The 18,798-nt window shown below is 33.7% G+C and carries 16 protein-coding genes; 4 read left to right on the top strand and 12 right to left on the bottom strand.

All coding sequences use genetic code 11. The features are described 5' to 3' along the window. Positions 1 to 126 precede the first annotated feature (126 nt). The 5 genes from truC to uvrA form a co-directional block, all read right to left on the bottom strand. The gene (gene truC, locus DKK79_RS06295) at positions 127 to 834 is read right to left on the bottom strand and encodes a tRNA pseudouridine(65) synthase TruC (RefSeq protein WP_110423359.1); all 708 of its coding nucleotides are present in this window, start codon (positions 832 to 834) and stop codon (positions 127 to 129) included. 19 nt (positions 835 to 853) lie between these two features. Further along, entirely contained in the window at positions 854 to 1,672 is an 819-nt protein-coding gene (locus DKK79_RS06290; protein ID WP_110423358.1) for a pyridoxal phosphatase, read from the bottom strand. Positions 1,673 to 1,752: 80 nt separating this feature from the next. Then, a complete protein-coding gene (gene recR, locus DKK79_RS06285) occupies positions 1,753 to 2,358 on the bottom strand; it encodes a recombination mediator RecR (RefSeq protein WP_110423357.1) in 606 nt (201 codons plus the stop codon). 210 nt (positions 2,359 to 2,568) lie between these two features. Further along, the gene (gene plsY / locus DKK79_RS06280) at positions 2,569 to 3,168 is read right to left on the bottom strand and encodes a glycerol-3-phosphate 1-O-acyltransferase PlsY (RefSeq protein ID WP_220019043.1); all 600 of its coding nucleotides are present in this window, start codon (positions 3,166 to 3,168) and stop codon (positions 2,569 to 2,571) included. Positions 3,169 to 3,213: 45 nt separating this feature from the next. Further along, positions 3,214 to 6,048 carry an excinuclease ABC subunit UvrA gene (uvrA, locus tag DKK79_RS06275; protein ID WP_110424039.1) on the bottom strand — a complete coding sequence of 945 codons (2,835 nt, stop codon included), beginning with the start codon at positions 6,046 to 6,048 and terminating at the stop codon, positions 3,214 to 3,216. A 316-nt stretch (positions 6,049 to 6,364) separates the two neighbouring features. Here uvrA and DKK79_RS06270 point away from each other — a divergent pair, with 316 nt between their 5' ends. Beyond that, positions 6,365 to 7,102 carry a cyclase family protein gene (locus tag DKK79_RS06270; protein WP_110423356.1) on the top strand — a complete coding sequence of 246 codons (738 nt, stop codon included), beginning with the start codon at positions 6,365 to 6,367 and terminating at the stop codon, positions 7,100 to 7,102. A 100-nt stretch (positions 7,103 to 7,202) separates the two neighbouring features. Here the strand turns inward: DKK79_RS06270 and DKK79_RS06265 are convergent, their stop codons facing one another. From DKK79_RS06265 to DKK79_RS06250, 4 genes are all read right to left on the bottom strand, one after another. After that, positions 7,203 to 8,141, bottom strand: a complete 939-nt coding sequence (locus tag DKK79_RS06265) for a sugar kinase (protein WP_110423355.1) — start codon at positions 8,139 to 8,141, stop codon at positions 7,203 to 7,205. Positions 8,142 to 8,168: 27 nt separating this feature from the next. Further along, entirely contained in the window at positions 8,169 to 8,639 is a 471-nt protein-coding gene (locus tag DKK79_RS06260) for a YhcH/YjgK/YiaL family protein (RefSeq protein WP_110423354.1), read from the bottom strand. Between the two features lie 852 nt (positions 8,640 to 9,491). Continuing rightward, entirely contained in the window at positions 9,492 to 10,034 is a 543-nt protein-coding gene (locus tag DKK79_RS06255; RefSeq protein WP_110423353.1) for a hypothetical protein, read from the bottom strand. A 744-nt stretch (positions 10,035 to 10,778) separates the two neighbouring features. Further along, positions 10,779 to 11,123 (bottom strand): MerR family transcriptional regulator, encoded by a 345-nt coding sequence (locus DKK79_RS06250; RefSeq protein WP_065612879.1) that lies wholly within the window; start codon positions 11,121 to 11,123, stop codon positions 10,779 to 10,781. A 72-nt stretch (positions 11,124 to 11,195) separates the two neighbouring features. Between DKK79_RS06250 and DKK79_RS06245 the strand changes: the two genes are divergently transcribed. Then, positions 11,196 to 11,567, top strand: coding sequence for an EthD domain-containing protein (locus tag DKK79_RS06245; RefSeq protein ID WP_110423352.1), 372 nt, complete (start codon positions 11,196 to 11,198; stop codon positions 11,565 to 11,567). A 127-nt stretch (positions 11,568 to 11,694) separates the two neighbouring features. On the opposite strand, the gene guaA is transcribed toward DKK79_RS06245, so the two are convergent. The 3 genes from guaA to DKK79_RS06230 all read right to left on the bottom strand — a co-directional run bounded on the left by guaA (position 11,695) and on the right by DKK79_RS06230 (position 17,090). Beyond that, positions 11,695 to 13,278 (bottom strand): glutamine-hydrolyzing GMP synthase, encoded by a 1,584-nt coding sequence (guaA, locus tag DKK79_RS06240; protein ID WP_110423351.1) that lies wholly within the window; start codon positions 13,276 to 13,278, stop codon positions 11,695 to 11,697. Positions 13,279 to 13,665: 387 nt separating this feature from the next. Then, a complete protein-coding gene (gene pta, locus DKK79_RS06235) occupies positions 13,666 to 15,816 on the bottom strand; it encodes a phosphate acetyltransferase (protein ID WP_110423350.1) in 2,151 nt (716 codons plus the stop codon). A gap of 68 nt (positions 15,817 to 15,884) precedes the next feature. Beyond that, a complete protein-coding gene (locus tag DKK79_RS06230) occupies positions 15,885 to 17,090 on the bottom strand; it encodes an acetate kinase (protein WP_110423349.1) in 1,206 nt (401 codons plus the stop codon). Positions 17,091 to 17,283: 193 nt separating this feature from the next. Here DKK79_RS06230 and yfbV point away from each other — a divergent pair, with 193 nt between their 5' ends. Further along, positions 17,284 to 17,727 carry a terminus macrodomain insulation protein YfbV gene (yfbV, locus tag DKK79_RS06225; RefSeq protein WP_181415249.1) on the top strand — a complete coding sequence of 148 codons (444 nt, stop codon included), beginning with the start codon at positions 17,284 to 17,286 and terminating at the stop codon, positions 17,725 to 17,727. Between the two features lie 16 nt (positions 17,728 to 17,743). Then, positions 17,744 to 18,250, top strand: coding sequence for a primosomal replication protein PriC (gene priC / locus DKK79_RS06220; RefSeq protein ID WP_110423347.1), 507 nt, complete (start codon positions 17,744 to 17,746; stop codon positions 18,248 to 18,250). The last annotated feature ends 548 nt before the right edge of the window (positions 18,251 to 18,798 follow it).

Below are 18,798 nucleotides of genomic sequence, written 5' to 3'. Positions count from 1 at the left end.
GTAAAAGGTTATATCACTTAATTGAATAATGCAATACTAACGAGATTTTATTGAATTGAATAATTGAGATTTATTATAAATAATATTTCGGAAAATATTTAAGAACTAACAATAAGCCAATTCAATTTATTTGAAGCCCTTCAATATTTTCAACCAATCATCACTTAGTTTTGCATGAATAGTGATGGGTTTAAGGGTAATAGGATGGATTATTTTGACGCTGCTAGCATGCAACATAAGACGCTTAACATCAAAATAATGACTAAAAGCACGATTTTGATGAAGATCACCATGTTTGCTATCACCAATGATAGGATGGAAAATATGTTTAAGGTGACGACGTAATTGATGCTTTCGCCCTGTTTGTGGTTTTAATTCAACAAAGCTATATCTTGCTGTTTTATATTTTCCCACTTCGATAGGTAACTCTATTTTGCTAAGACCTTTATAAAAGGTTATGGCTTCTTGAGCAGGTTTATCTTTATTGGCAAACTTATCTGCAATCTTATCCAATTCTTCAACTAATGGATAATCGATGACGGCTTCACCATCAACATAACCACGTACAATGGCATGATAAGTTTTCTCAATTTTATTTGATGCAAATTGTTCCGACAACAGCCTTGCTATCTCACTAGATAAGGCAAAAATGAGTACACCTGAGGTTGGTCTATCTAAGCGATGGATGGGATAGACATGCTGACCAATTTGATCTCGCAACGTTTGCATGACCACGACAGTTTCATGTTTATCAAGCCAGCTCCGGTGCACTAACCACCCTTCTGGCTTGTTGATTACGATTAAATCATTGTCTTGATAGAGAACTTCAAACATTATCTTAAAATTAACTTAATTAAAAAAATATTTTCTCAAGTTCTGCGGCAATACTTGGGCTATTGTTATCACCAATTGAATAACTCGCATTTTCTTTGACCTCTTCCTCGGCGTTACCCATAGCGATACCTAATCCAGCAATAGTTAACATGCTAATATCATTAAAGCTATCCCCAAAAGCAACGATTTCGCTTAATTTGATATTTTCATGTTCGGCCCAATGCTTTAATCCATTGCCTTTAGTATTTCCTTTTACCGCCACATCAGCACGATTTGACCATGACCATTCACAAGAAAATTCATCAAGCGCATCAACCGCTTTTGAGAATTGTTTTAATGCTGGAATATCATGACTACTTGTCGCAAATTTAAAAATTAAATTAGCCTGTTCAATAAGTTTTTCGAAGTCATCAACTTTTTTCACTTCCGGTTGTAAAAATTCAGGTAAAGATTTTATCCATTGGAAAAAACCGGCTAAATGATCATCAAGAACTTCATAAGTCATAAATTTGTCGGTATAAATTAAAGTATGGATGCGATGTTGATTAACTAAATTTAACAGTGTATGAGCTTGCTGTTTAGTCATTGGTTTTGCGGCAAAGCTTTGTTGTTTTTCAAAATCGTATAAATAAGTTCCATTACAACAAATCGCAGGTGTTGATAATTTCAATTGGTAGTAATACGGATAAATAGCGGTATGATGGCGACCCGATACCAAAATGACTTTTATTCCTTTATCACTAATTTTTTTTATCATATCGACTGTTTCAGGTAGGACTAAACGGTTACTACCAAGTAAAGTACCATCCATATCAAAGGCGACTGCTTTATATTTCATAAAATCTTTTTTCCCATTTTTTAATATATATTGATATTTAACAACCCTGTTGGATTATAAATCGTAATTAATAATAAAAGCTAAAAATCTATCTTCTGGCGACCAATAAATGAATGCGATAATGTAGTACCATCCACCATTTCAAGCTCACCGCCAACAGGAACACCATGCGCGATACGAGTAGCTACAATGTTAAATTCACTGCACATTTGAGCAATATAATTGGCAGTAGCGTCACCTTCAATCGTTGGATTGGTGGCTAAAATAACTTCACTTATTGATTCTGATTCTAGTCGCCTTTTTAATAAATCCAAACCAATGTCATTCGGACCGATACCATCGAGTGGCGATAGATGACCAAGTAAAACGAAATAACGACCACTATACTGCCCAGTTTGTTCAATAGCAAAAATATCTGCTGGCGATTCAACCACACAGATTTGATCATTACTTTGTCGTCGAACATTCGCGCAGATATTGCAGATCTCTTGCTCAGTGAAAGTTCGACACTCTTTACAATGACCTATGTTAATCATTGCTTCATTTAACTCTTGAGCTAAATGAAGCCCTGCTTGACGGTTACGTTGTAATAAATGGTAAGCCATTCGTTGAGCCGATTTGGGACCAACCCCTGGTAGACAGCGAAATGCACTAATAAGTGATTCTAAAAGCGGACTGATTTGCATGAATTATTTTGTTACCACATAGTTATACTAATTAAATAATAATACCCTGTTTCAATTGTCTATAAAACAAAAAATATTCTATTACTTCAATTTAAAATTGCTTAGATTTTGCAAAATTTCAATCAAAATTAATTAGTTTAGTTTTTCGAGTTTTTATCGCTAAGATTTTAGTGATAGAAAAATTAGGATCTATTAAAACTAGCATTTAATTTATTTTTTACTGCGATGATAAAAACTTTTTGACTCCTCTCCTTTCAACAATCTCATAATATTGCTGCTATGACGAACAATAATTAAACATGAAAGCATTGTCACTGGTAATGTCAATTCTGGTTTAAATAACCATACATATAAAGGCGCAAAAAGAAAACCTACTATCGCTGCAACGGAAGAATACCCCGTTATCATTAACACTAAAAACCACGTCAAAAGAAAACAACCCGTAAAATCAAGCCCAATAGGCGCCATCATTCCTAATGCAGTTGCAACACCTTTTCCACCACGAAAATGAAAAAAACATGGGAAAATGTGTCCAAGACAAGCTGAAATACCAATAATACCTAAAAAGAACGGTGATATTCCAAACCGATAAGCAATATAGACCGGAATAGCACCTTTTAACATATCAAAGATTAAAACAAAAACAGCAGGTAATCGTCCATTTATCCTTAATACATTAGTTGCGCCAGGATTATGTGAACCGTATAAAGAAGGATTATTTAACTTCATTAAATGGCAAATAATCATAGCGCCAGAAAGTGAACCACAAAGATAAGCGATAATGATCATTAATATAATTTGTAATGCCAAATCCTTTCTCCTAAGGTTTACTAGATTTAAATATATCAGTAGTTATTATTTTTGCTTTTCCAATAATGGTTTCAAATATTGACCAGTATAGGATCTTTTCGAATTAGCCACATCTTCTGGTGTACCTTCAGCGATAATTTCACCACCACCACTTCCTCCTTCTGGACCTAAATCGACAATCCAATCGGCGGTTTTGACAACATCTAAATTATGTTCGATAACTACAATGGTATTACCTTTATCCCGCAATGAGTGTAATTGAGCAAGCAATTGTTTAACGTCAGCAAAATGTAACCCAGTGGTTGGTTCATCTAAAATATAAAGCGTACTACCAGTATCTCGCTTAGATAACTCTTTTGCAAGTTTTACTCGTTGTGCTTCACCACCAGATAGTGTTGTTGCTGACTGACCAATTGTGATATAAGCAAGACCTACATCAATTAATGTCTGTAACTTACGGGAAATCATTGGTACTGCGTCAAAAAATTCTCGCCCCTCTTCAACCGTCATATTTAGAATTTCATTAATCGACTTACCTTTATATTTGATTTCTAATGTTTCACGATTATATCGAGCCCCATGACACTGATCACAAGGTACATAAATATCAGGTAGAAAGTGCATTTCAACTTTAATTAAACCATCGCCTTGGCAAGCTTCACAACGTCCACCTTTAACATTAAAGCTAAAACGACCAGGATTATATCCTCTCGCCCTTGCTTCAGGCACCCCGGCATAAAGTTCACGAATCGATGTGAAAAACCCAGTGTAAGTTGCTGGATTTGAACGTGGTGTCCGCCCTATAGGGCTCTGATCTATCGCAATAACTTTATCGAAAAAGTCCAATCCTTTAATTGATTTATATGGCGCAATTTCGGTTTTTTCTGCACCATTTAATTCGTTTTGAGCTAAAGGATATAAGGTGTCATTAATTAAGGTTGATTTACCTGAACCAGATACACCGGTAATACAAGTAAATAGTCCCACTGGAATATTTAAAGTTACATCTTTAAGATTATTACCAGTCGCACCAATTAACGATAGCATTCTTTTCTTATCAACTTTATGACGCTCTGCTGGGATCTCGATTTTCTCTTTTCCTGAAAGATATTTACCGGTTAATGAATTATTGCATGCCATAATCTGCTTTGGTGTACCTTGAGCGACAACCTCACCTCCATGAACACCTGCTCCTGGACCAATATCAATAACATAATCAGCTGCCATGATCGCCTCTTCATCATGTTCAACAACGATGACGGTATTACCTAAATCTCGTAAGTGAGTAAGCGTATCAATCAAGCGACTATTATCCCGTTGATGTAAACCAATTGATGGTTCATCAAGCACATACATCACCCCAACAAGCCCTGCACCAATTTGGCTAGCCAGTCGAATTCGCTGCGCCTCGCCTCCAGATAAAGTTTCAGCAGAACGTGACAGGGTTAAATAATTCAATCCAACATTGATTAAAAATTGTAGACGATCATTAATTTCTTTTAAAATCTTTTCAGCTATTTGAGCACGTTGTCCAGTTAAAGTGAGTTTATCAAAGAAATCTTTAGCTTGTTGAGTACTTAAATCGCTGATGGTTGGTAAGTTAGTATCATTAATAAATACATGTCGTGCAGTTCTACATAAACGTGAACCTTCACAACATGGACAAGGACGATTACTGATATACTTAGCTAACTCTTCGCGAATAGTTTGCGAATCAGTTTCTTTATAACGACGACTAAGATTATTGATAATCCCTTCAAAAGGATGATTACGTTTAACAACATCACCACGATCATTGGTATAAACGAACTGTATTTCTTCGTCACCAGAACCATTTAAGAGAATATCTTTTACTTTTTCAGATAATTTTTGATATGGCTTATCGATATCAAACTTATAATGGTTAGCCAACGATTTTAACATTTGAAAATAGTAAAAATTACGCCTATCCCATCCTTTAATTGCTCCGGCTGCCAATGAGACTTCAGGCATCTGAACAACGCGTTTCGGATCAAAATATTGTTGTACACCTAATCCGTCACATTCAGGACAAGCACCAGCAGGATTATTGAATGAGAATAATCTTGGCTCAAGTTCAGAAATGCTATAACCACATAATGGGCAAGCAAAGTTGGCAGAAAACAGATGCTCTTCTGCTTTGGGATCATCCAAATTAGCGACTTTAACAATACCATTGGTGATGGAAAGTACGGTTTCAATAGACTCCGCCAAACGCAATTTTAAATCATCACGGATTCGAAAACGGTCAACAACCACTTCAATGGTGTGTTTTTTTTGAAGTTCAAGTATTGGTGGATCAGAAAGGTCATAAACATCACCATCAACTCGAACACGAATATAACCACTTGCAGCAAGCTGCTCAAATAATTTAACAAACTCACCTTTACGCTCAGTGACAACCGGTGCAAGTAACATATAACGGTTTTCAGATGGCAACGCCATAATACTATCAACCATTTGAGACACAGTTTGTGCTGCTAACGGTAAATTATGATTTGGACAACGCGGTTCACCGATACGAGCAAATAAAAGTCGTAAATAGTCATAAATTTCAGTGATGGTACCCACTGTTGAACGGGGATTATGTGACGTGGATTTTTGCTCAATCGAAATAGCAGGCGATAATCCTTCAATATGATCGACATCAGGTTTTTCCATGAGTGACAAAAATTGACGAGCATAGGCCGACAACGACTCAACGTATCGTCTTTGTCCTTCTGCATATAAGGTATCAAATGCTAATGATGATTTACCTGAACCAGAAAGACCTGTAATTACAACCAATTTATCTCTAGGTATAATTACATTTATATTCTTTAAATTGTGTGTTCTTGCACCACGAATATCGATATCTTTAATTGACATAGATCTCTTCTTTTGTGTGTTTATAGATGAATGAAACAAAAATTAACTGTATATTATGCCAGTGTTTATTGATTAAATATACAACTATTTAGTTTAATAGTGTCGGTTAGCAGAATTTCAATGATAAAAAACAAAAATCTTAATTAAAAAGCACCAATAAAGAATTTTTCTTGTTTAAAAAATCTTTTCCTCAACTTTTTCTTAATTGATTAAAACCAAAGGTTATATTTTTATAACTCAAAATTATTGGTTAACTTAATCTTTTCATCTTACAATAAAAAAGAGTTTTTTTTAAATATAAGGAATAATTTTGAATAACCAAGTATTACAAGCATTAACTTTGTTAAAGTCGAAAAAATGGATAGATTTGACTCATGCATTTGATCACAATTCGCCCCACTTTTTCATGTTTAAACCTGCTGAAATAAAAACACTATTCGACCATAGCGATGGCTTTTTAGCACAAAACTTTAGTTTTGCCGGTCAATATGGTACTCATTTGGATGCGCCAATTCATTTTGTTCCTAATACTCGCTATTTGCATGAACTGGAGTTGCAAGAGCTTGTATTACCATTAATCGTAATCGACCAATCTGAACGAGCCAAGCTAGATCCTAATTTTTCGTTTTCTAAAGATGACGTATTAGCTTTCGAACAGCAGCATGGACAAATTGAAGCTGGTAGTTTTGTGGCGTTACGCACAGATTGGAGTAAGAAATGGCCATCTCAATCTGCAATGGAAAACAAAGATGCCGTTGGAAATAATCAAATTCCAGGCTGGGGACTTGATGCATTGAAATTTTTATTCGAAGAGCGAAAAATTAAAGCTATTGGTCATGAAACTTTTGATACTGATTCAGCAAAAGCGTTCCGAGAAAACAATGCGTTAAAAGGCGAATACTATGTTTTAGAGCAAGACACTTATCAAGTTGAGTTAATGACGAATTTAGATCAATTGCCAGCTAAAGGAGCCGTGATCTTTAATATTGTTGCCAAACCGAATAATGCTTCAGGTTTTCCTGTACGCTCTTTTGCCATACTGCCATAATAATTATTAGGCTCTAATATCAAGATTGAATTTTTTGAGTGACTATATCAAAATACAATAATTTGAGATAAAAAAACGGTCAATAATGACCGTTTTTTTATTAACCTTCGATTAATTTTGGTGTAGCATCTAACGGAATAATAGCGCCACGATATTGAATCACGGTACCAGCAACTAGGTGACCTTGGCTTGCTGATTGTGAAGGATTTTGACCACTCAAACGCGCAGCTAAATAACCTGCACTAAATGAATCTCCTGCAGCAGTCGTATCTATAACATCTTCTTTGGCAATTTTGTTAGCTGGTACTTCAAAACGTCCTTCCAAAGAGTCAATAATACAACTATCGCTACCACGTTTAATCACAACTTCGCTAACACCAAATTTCTTAGTGCGCTCAATAACTTGTTCATAAGGTAATTTACCCCATAATAAGTCTTCATCATCGAGAGTTAAAAACGCAATATCAGTAAAAGATAAAATATCAGAATAAACGCTACGCGCTAAATCTAAGCTACTCCATAAACGTGGACGGAAGTTATTATCAAAAATCACTTTACCGCCATTGGCTTTAACTTGTTTTAATAAATCTAATAATTTAATAATACTTTCTGCATCTAAAATCGCGATACTAATACCACTTAAATAGACATAATCACATTTAGCGATTTGCTCAGTAACTTGGGCTGTTTCAGCTGTTTTTAACCAAAATTTAGCCGCTGCATCATTACGCCAATAATAAAAAGAGCGCTCACCTTGATCATCAGTCACAATCGAATAAAGTCCAGGCATTTTATCCGACATTTTTTGTACTAAATCAGTTGAAACATGCTCTTTTTGCCAGCTATCAAGCATCTCTTGACTAAAAGGATCGGTTCCTAAACCAGTTACATAGTGAATAGAAAAATCTTTATTTTTTAATAAACGAGATAAATAAACTGACGTATTTAATGTATCTCCTCCAAAACTACGGGTTGTTGAATCTTGTTTTATCGAAAGTTCAATCATACATTCGCCAATAACAGCGATTTTTGTTGTCATAGTGCTACCTAAAATCCTTACTTCTACTTATAAATAATCTAATGCGATTTTTACCACAACTTTCCGAACATTTGCAATCTTATTGTCAACTGCACAAAGCGGTTTGTGTACTTCATTCGGTAAAAATACAATAAAATCGTCTTGCTGTAATACTAACATAGTTTCTTCGTCAGGTGTTTTAATGAAAGCAATATCATTTTCAGCTATTTTATCATCTAATACTTGAGTATGCGGAGGCAGAGTAGAAACAGCCATCCCTTCTTGACCATCTAAAACAATCTGCACATCGATATACTTCTTATGATACTCAGGATTGGCTTGATGAATATATCTTAATGAATTATCAGACACGACAAAGAACATATTATCACCATCAATATCATAACGACCTGCTGGTGTATTGTTATTAACATTATCTTTCACATATTCAATTGATTGTTTAATCTTGGTAGGCAAATAAGGAATTAAATCCAAATGATTAATATTACCTAAAATCATACTTTACGGTCCTTAACAGATAAATTGATGCAATAACTATTTTTATACTCTTCTATATATAACTTTGAAAGCATAAAATCTTTAGGCAAGAGTATATACTCAAGCGATGTTTTTTTGTAGATCATTTGTTAATAAGTATAACGTCATTTTATAATTTTTATGAGATGTTAAAATTTATAATGATAATAAAAACAACAAATAAAAACTTTTATTATAAATTTAGCAATTCAATCATTAAAAAAGCTAACATCAAAAAGCAATATATGTATCTATTTGTCAACTGATTGGAGTCATTAATTATTTTAGTCGATATTCTTCAATTGAAACTGACCGATCTTCAGGGATTAAACAATGTTCAAATCCTAGAAAAAATATTTAAAGAAGATACTGTAAGAAGATTGATCTCTTATTTACTATGGAAAATTCTTTTGAGGAAATTTAAAGAAATTAAATATTGTGTAGATTAGACTTTTCAATAAAAAGCGCATAGCAGCTGCTTTAGATATTTCGATTTAGGCTTATCATTGAACAACATTTTAAACTATTTCTCTTTTGCAATTTTATTCAATGACAATAATAAAATTTATCTAGATTGTTCTTCTATTTCAAGATTAGTAGAAACTGATAATTTATAACCATTAGAAAGATTTTCATTTTTATCTGTTGTAAATTAGACCACAGTATTATCACCTTTTTTATTTATCAAAAATAATAACCTTATAAAACGGGTATTAATTAGTTCAGCCCATCCATTATTTTCATTTTCAAAAAATTAACTATATGATGATATTACACAAGAATTTCATTTCAACATATTAGGCTTTTTCGTTAGGATAATATTTAGAATATTCCTCATAATTTATCTAAATAAGCACAGCCTTCAAAAACTTGCCCCTTATAGTTTATAAAAATTTCATATATTGAATCAGGTTCAGCAATATTGAGATCACATTTAGATCTTTTATCAAGATTTCGGACTAATCCAATCACACCATCTTTTGAGTGAAAAAAAGCAACAAAATCATATGTTAAATTAGAGTTTTTTATATCGATTTTTATTGCTATGTTCTCTTCTTTCAAATGAAGAAACTGTAATCTATTTTTGGTTATTTTGGCATTCCAAAATGGTTCATAGCCACTTGCATAAAACCCGATTAAATTATTGGTAAGTTTATTCCAAAATTCTGTTGGTGATAGCATACCTATCTGTTGCATTTGTTCTACTTTGGCTTTATCTATCCAATCTATCGCTCCTGTTTTTAAATCCATAAAACTCTGTTCATTATCTTGTGTGCTTCCTAAATATAAATATTCTTTATTTGCTGAGTCAATAAATAACTCTTGAGCTAATAGTAATTTAGGAAAAATTAAAAAAAATAAAAATAAAAATCTCATAAAACAACCTTGTTTTTTATCGAGTTAGCGATCATATTCCAACACTGGGGGAATATAGTTATTCATCCTTTGCAAAAAATATATGAGATTCCGGTAAGTACCAACAACGTTCATGATTAAATTGTGAATGATTATTTATAAGCATTTTTTTATTTTCTCAAGTTTGATTGGTATTTTAGAAATATCTAATTCTTAAAAAATCACATTGGTAATTATTTGTTTTTAAAATTTAATTTTTAGTCATAATCTCAAAAACTAACCGACAAACATCCGTTAAATTATTTTTGTAATGCTTTATTATGCCCTAATAAAATTAATTATAAATAATACACATTAATTAATGAGCAATAAAAATCGACTATTGTACCTCAGATGAATAAATGTTTTCCGATGAATCAAGAGTATACGAGATTACAATTAACTTCATCATGTTTATTCTAATTTCAGACTAATTAGGCTCCATCAATTTTGCCAGCAGAATTTATCGACTCATTGAAGAAATATAGATTCTTTTGTAATACCAAACCAGAATCAACCGAACCAATCATTTTTCAAAACAGACAAAACCAATATATTTAATAGATGCCAGTTTCAACATTATCTATAAAAAGTTATGGAATTCATATTAGATAACTTTTCTTAGCTAGGGATTAATTATTTTTATGTTTAAAAGATTTATGCAATGACTTATTCTATTTTAGCATTTAGCTATTAAAAACCTATTCTGACGGTGAAAAATGAATTTTAATTTTCTTCTAACAAGGTTAATAAATGATTGCGGCTTTGTTGTAAAAGTTGGATTTGTTCATCTAGTTTTAACAAAGTTTCATTCAACCCCATTTTGAATTCTTTACAAGGCGAAAACTTTTTATTTTGATGTTGCCAACAAGGGAGGATCTTACGAATCACTTTTAATGTTAATCCTGCATTATTTAACTTATGAATTAGTTTAACTCGGTCAATGTCCTCTATTTCAAACTGTCGATAACCTGAAACAGTACGTTTTGGTGAAAGAAGTCCTGCTTCTTCATAGTATCTAAGCATCCTTATACTAATTTGACTAAGTTTGGATAATTCACCAATTTTCATAATACCTCCTATTGACTCTAACAGCACTGTCATACTTTACCATATAGTTTTATTTATTAAAGGAGATATTAAATGATCAAATTAATTACGTTAGTTAAACGCAAAAAGACATTAAGTTATCAAGAATTTGATGATTATTGGCGTAACCACCATGCGGCTTTAGTTAATTCACAAAAAGAAGCACTAGGAATTATTCATTATGTCCAAAGCGTACCATTACAAGATAAAAAACCGGGAAATGCCATGCGCAATAGTAGAGGTGCGCCAATTTTTGATTTTGATGGAATGGCAGAAATTTACTGGCAAAGTAAAGAAAAAATGTTAACTATCAGAACTTCACCTGAAGCCCAAAGAGCCATCCAATTATTATTAGATGATGAAAATCAGTTTATCGATCACTCACAATCGTTAATCTGGTATGCAACAGAGCGAACGATTATTTAAATGCACATGCTTTACTATAATTCGTTGTTATCATTTTAAATTCTAATAATTTTATTCTGATTAAAAAAGCCATTCTGAAATGAATGGCTTTTACATAGATTAACAGAAATTAATAACTGTAAAGGATTTACTCCCACTCAATAGTCGCTGGCGGTTTGCCGCTGATATCATAGACTACTCGTGATATACCATTAACTTCGTTAATGATACGGTTTGATACTCTTCCTAAAAAGTCGTATGGAAGATGCGCCCAATGGGCGGTCATAAAGTCGATGGTTTCTACGGCACGTAACGAGACAACCCAATCATAGCGACGACCATCGCCCATAACACCAACTGAACGTACCGGTAGGAATACGGTAAATGCTTGGCTAACTTTGTGGTATAGTTCCGCTTTGTAAAGTTCTTCGATAAAGATAGCATCCGCTTGTCGCAGTAAATCACAGTACTCTTTTTTCACTTCACCTAATACGCGTACGCCTAAACCTGGTCCAGGGAATGGATGACGATATAGCATATCGTATGGTAAACCGAGTTCTAAACCAACTTTACGTACTTCATCTTTGAATAATTCACGTAATGGTTCAACTAAGCCCATTTTCATATCTTCTGGTAAACCACCGACATTATGATGAGATTTGATGACATGCGCTTTACCTGTGTCAGCGGCTGCTGATTCAATAACATCGGGATAAATAGTCCCTTGAGCAAGCCATTTTACATCTTTAAGTTTTGCTGCTTCTTCATCAAAAACTGCAACAAATTCACGACCAATGATTTTACGTTTTGCTTCAGGATCTGCTTCACCTTTTAATGCCGTCATAAAACGCTCTTCAGCATTAACAGCGATAATATTTAATCCAAATTTATCACCAAACATCTCCATTACTTGCTGTGCTTCATTTAAACGTAATAAACCATGATCCACAAAAACACAGGTTAACTGATCGCCGATGGCTTGATGTAATAAAAGTGCGGTAACAGATGAATCAACTCCACCAGAAAGACCTAATAAGACTTTATCTTGACCAACTTTCTCTTTAATACGAGCCACTGCATCAGTAATAATTGAAGAAGGTGTCCACAATTTTTCACAATGACAAATATCGATAACAAAGCGTTGTAATAGTTCAAATCCTTTAACGGTATGAGTAACTTCAGGATGAAACTGTACACCATAAAATTGTTTTTCATCATTTGCCATGATTGCAAATGGACAGGTTTCTGTTTGACCGATTAAGTTAAAACTGTCTGGTAATGAGGTTACTTTATCACCATGACTCATCCAAACATCAAGTTGATTAATACCTTGATCATTAATGCTATCTAAAATTCCGTCTGTCAATTTTGATTTTGCAACAATATCTACTTTAGCATAACCAAACTCACGTTGATTAGATGCAGTAACGACCCCGCCCTTACCTAACTGAATCGCCATTGTTTGCATACCATAGCAAATACCTAATACCGGCACTCCTGCGTTAAACACATATTCAGGTGCACGAGGGCTATTTTGCTCGATAGTACTTTCCGGACCACCCGATAAAATGATACCTTTAGGATTAAATTGTTTAATTTTTTCTTCCGAAACATCCCATGGCCAAAGTTCACAATACACACCGATTTCACGAACTCTTCGAGCAATTAATTGCGTTACTTGTGAACCAAAATCCAAAATCAAAATACGCTGTTGGTGGATGTCTTTATTCATCAATTTTAATTCCTAAAATATAAGCCAATATAAAAATTGGTGGCTATTGTATCATCTAATCATTACGCTTAAATAGCGTAGCAGTATTTTTTTTGAATATTCATTGTTTCTGATAAAAGATTTATGACTTAACATACAAAAAGAACGTGATAGCAGAGATAATAAAAAAGAAAGCAAGTTTATGGTTTAGTGTGAAATAGAGACTACATATAGATAATATAAGTTAAAGTATACTACATTGAATTGGAGCATAACTCAGCGTTAAATAATAGATGACATGATCTTTTTTATTAATTTTGTCACTTGTAAATAATAAAATTTATGGGAGAGGTAAAAATGAGAGGTTTTTAAAAAACCCCTCATAAATAAATAGGAAGATAAAATTAACTATTTACCAACATTTTGTTCTTGAGCTGATTGAATCGCTGTTAATGCAATAGTATAAACGATATCGTCAACTAACGCACCACGAGACAAGTCATTAACAGGTTTACGCATACCTTGTAACATTGGACCAATAGAAACAAGATCAGCTGATCGTTGTACGGCTTTGTAAGTGGTATTACCAGTATTTAAGTCAGGGAAGATAAACACTGTTGCTTTACCTGCTACTTGTGAATTTGGTGCTTTAGATTTAGCCACATCAGGCATAACTGCTGCATCATATTGTAATGGACCATCAATCATTAGATCTGGGCGTTTTTCTTGAGCAATACGAGTCGCTTCTTTCACTTTTTCGACATCAGCACCTTGTCCAGAACTACCTGTTGAATATGAGATCATCGCAACACGTGGTTCAATACCAAAGGCAATAGCTGTATCTGCTGATTGAATAGCGATTTCAGCAAGCTCTTGTGCATTCGGATCTGGATTAATCGCGCAGTCACCGTAGATATACACTTGGTCTGGCATCAACATAAAGAACACTGATGACACAAGTGAACTGCCTGGTGCTGTTTTGATTAATTGTAGAGGAGGACGGATAGTATTAGCCGTAGTATGCACTGCACCAGATACTAAACCATCAACTTCATTTGCTTCAAGCATCATTGTACCAAGTACCACGTTATCCGCTAATTGTTCACGCGCAATAACTTCGGTCATACCTTTGTTTTTACGTAACTCAACCAATCGAGGTACATATTTATCGCGAATGCGTTCTGGATCAACGATTTCAACTCCCGCCCCTAAGGTAACGCCTTGAGACGCAGCAACTTTTCGTACTTCATCAGGATTACCAATTAATACACATTTAGCAATTTGACGTTCAGCACAAATTGCAGCGGCTTTAATTGTTCTAGGTTCATCACCTTCAGGTAATACCACTACTTTTTTCGCATTACGTGCAAGTTCAGTTAATTGATAACGGAATGCAGGAGGAGATAAACGATGAGCAGAACTAACTATTTCTTTTAAAGATTTAACCCAACTTACATCAATATGGTCGGCAACAAAGTTTTGAGTATTATCCATACGCTCTTTATCATCGACAGGAATTTCTAAATTAAATTGTTGTAAGTTGATTGAAGTTTGGAAAGTGTTAGTTTTAACTGTAAATACCGGTAAACCTGTATCAAATGCTGGTTGACATAATTTAGACACATTTTCGTCAATATCATAACCACCGGTTAGTAATACACCACCAATCGCCACACCATTCATGGCAGCTAAACAAATTGTTACTAATACATCAGCACGATCGGCAGAAGTTACAAGTAACGCGTTAGGTTGGAGGTGATTAATGATATTTGGAACACTACGTGAACAAAAAGAAACATGCTTAATACGACGGTTTTTAATGCCACCTTCATTGATGATTTTAGCTTGCAAATGGTTAGCAATATCATAGGTACGACAAGCACTTAAATCGATATTCCAAGGAATACAACCAAGTACCGGTAATGGACTGTGTTCATTTAAATCTTTAATTGTGATTTTTTTACCGTCAAAATTAGGGGTATGATAAATTTCAACCACATCTGGACGAGCAAGATTTTGCTCTTCAACTGGTGCATTTACTTTATTGACGATCACACCAATGATCTTATCATTTTTGATGCCACCAAAATTAGATCGGGCAATCTCAATACGATCTTTTAACTGCTCTGGGCTATCTTTACCCATATTTACAACAAAAATAATTTCTGCACCTAGCGTTTTGGCGATATTATTATTTAATTCATTCGCAAATGGGTAATCAGTGGTAGGAACAATACCTTCAACCAAAACAACATCAGCACCCTTAGTATTTTCTGCGTAAAGTGCGACAATTTCTTCCATTAATACATCTTGTTGATTTAAACCTAATAAGTTTTCTACATGACTCATTTTTAAAGGTTTTAAAGTTGGAATTGATGTATTGTTGCTAACTAAAGTTGTAGTATTGTCTGGAGCATCACCACCAGCTCTCGGTTGTGCGATAGGTTTAAATACATTTAAGTTAATACCTTGACGTTCCATTGCTCGAATAACACCAAGACTTACACCTGTTAATCCAACATTAGTACCAGTTGGAATCAGCATAATGGTACGAGACATAATATGTTTCCTCTTAATTCTTTATTAAATCCAAAAACAAACCGCCTTAACGGCGGTTTTAAAAATTCTTAAGCGGTTAAGCGTGCAGCATCTTGTGCAATAACAAGTTCTTCGTTAGTTGGGATAACCATTGCAATAGCTGAACCATCTTTAGTGATGACACCGCCGTTACCAAAACGTGCTGCTAAATTGCGTTCTTGATCAATCTCAAAACCTAGTATACTTAATTTTTCTAAAGTTTTACGGCGAATCATTTCCGCATTTTCACCAATACCACCAGTAAACACAATTGCATCTAAACGACCATCTAATAGCATTGCATAACCACCGATATATTTTACTAATCGATGAACAAACACTTCTAAGGCATTTTTAGCATTTTCATCTTTATCGTAATTATCGGTTACATAACGACAGTCACTGCTAACACCAGTTAAACCTAGTAAACCAGATTTTTTATTTAATAAGTTATTAATATCAGCAACAGACATATTTAAATTATCATGTAAGAAGAACATAATAGCAGGATCGATATCACCACTACGTGTTCCCATAACAAGACCTTCAAGCGGCGTTAAACCCATAGAAGTTTCAACACATTTACCGTTTTTCACGGCTGTAATTGACGCACCATTACCTAAATGACAAGTGATCACATTTGTTTGATCAACAGGCTTATTTAGTAATCTTGCTGCTTCGCGACTTACATAATAATGGCTAGTACCATGTGCACCATAACGACGAACACCATACTTAGTATATAATTCATTAGGAATGGCATATAAATATGCTTCTTTAGGCATCGTAGTATGGAAAGCAGTATCAAAAACGGCAACATTTTTATTTTTTAAATGTGGAAATGCAGCAAAAGCTTCACGAATACCGATTAAATGTGCTGGATTATGTAAAGGTGCGAAAGCAGCAGCATCTTCAATACCTTTTAAAACGGAATCATCAATCACAACTGATTGGGTATACTTTTCACCGCCATGAACAATACGGTGCCCAATTGCTTTTATACTGTCTAATAATTCTGGTTTTTGTGGAAAAATGTTATTAACAATAAATCTAATCGCTTCGCTATGAGCCGCACCAGCACCTAAAGAAGCTTCTTTCTTTTCACCATCCAATTTCCATTTTATACGAGCATCAGGAAGGTGAAAACATTCAGCTAAGCCAGATAAAAATTCATCGCCATTTTCAGGGTTTATGATCGCAAATTTTAAAGATGAACTTCCACAATTCAGAACGAGAGCGTTATTACTTGATGACATAGTAATTCCTATAAATTGAATAAAAAGATTTATACCAATCAAAATTGGTAACTCTACACATGACTAAATAATCTATGTGTTATATAAGGCGACTTCTGATATCTTGAATTTTGATATAAAATAAAGAGAGCCCCCAATTTGAATGGCACTATTTTAAGACAATAAAATGTGAATGTCGAGGAATCCAAACCAGATGAATTTAGTTAAAATTTTTAAACAAGGACAAACATATATGGATATTTGCCCGAAAGATAAGGGACTATCCTATTCATTTCCTGAATTAAAAATTATAAGCTACATCAAAATGGCAAAAAAAATTTTACCGCCAATCATCATCGGTTTAATTCTTTGGCAATATTATTTACCCGCTCAATTAGTGGTGACAATTATCACCATTTTATTTACTTTAAGCTTACCTATCCAAGGGATCTTATGGTTAGGTTATCGCTCTCAATCACCTTTACCACTCAATTTAGTTGACAACTATAACCGAATTAAATTGCAACTAATTGAAAAAAAAATATTAAGCCCAAATAAAAATCCAAATGAAAAATTAACTTTTGAATCGTTAATGAAACTTATAAACATATCTAAAATTCATTTAGGTAATTATTTTGGACAAGATAACGATAATTAATAAACAAGATAGATCCATGCAAATATTTTTGGATAAATTAAAAAATCAAATAAACGAACTTGAACAACAGATCAACTTAGCCGATCAACAATCCTATCAAGAGCATTATTTTGATCAACATCTGTTTAATATCTGTAAGATTGAAACTAACCTTCAATTCTATTTGGATAAAATTAAACAAACCTATCAAGCACTTTGTGAGGCAACACGCTTACAAAAACTTACTCAAATTGAATTTTTATCTGAAAAACTTATTAACCAAATCACTGCCCTAACACGTGAACTTGCCACGGTACATCTACGTAAACCAATTCCTGAGCATATTATTCAAGAAACATTAGTAGAAAAACACTCAAGACATTTAGATTATTTACGACGATTACAAGAGATGAAGTATGAATTTGAACTTTCACCAAAATTAATCGATCACGCTAGATTAGCTGCCCTTGACAATCGAATATATCGCTGCCAACAAGCGATAACAAGAATTGAGTTAGAAATGGAAAATAGTCTACCGGATTAATTTAATAAATTAATTGATCTTACAAAACAATAGCCATCCATCATTATGAAAAAAGAAAGCTGTTCTTTGCTCTAGACAAACTAAAAAAACTATCATCACAAATATCTTTAAATTTATCTAGCTAGTTATTCTCAATTCGGTGACAATTATTGTTTTAATGTTTATCCAGATGTTTGATTTCATTAGCACACTTTTGCCATTTTCCCTTAGCTAGAATTTGCCAACGTTCTATTCAGTTGTTAGAAACAAAATTATCAATAAAAAAACTTAAAGGATCCATAATTTATTTCATTAAGCAATATGATAGTTATTTGCAATATATCATTCGCATTATTTTTGTCGTTAATGAATTTAATCATTGAGTTAGTTTAGCTGAATTGATCTTTCGAACTAGGTATAATTTGGCTACTTTTTGCCGAGGATCAACATATAAGCAACTGCCACCATTAAAACTCCATACTGGTGACTGTTTGCTTTGATATTGCTACATTTTCACTAGATTGCAGTTCTTTTAATTATTCCCTTAAGTTCTCTGGAAAATTGTCAAA

Source organism: Gilliamella apicola (genome assembly GCF_003202915.1).
Taxonomy (GTDB): domain Bacteria; phylum Pseudomonadota; class Gammaproteobacteria; order Enterobacterales; family Orbaceae; genus Gilliamella; species Gilliamella apicola_Q.
This window is presented reverse-complemented; position numbering and strand designations above follow the sequence as displayed.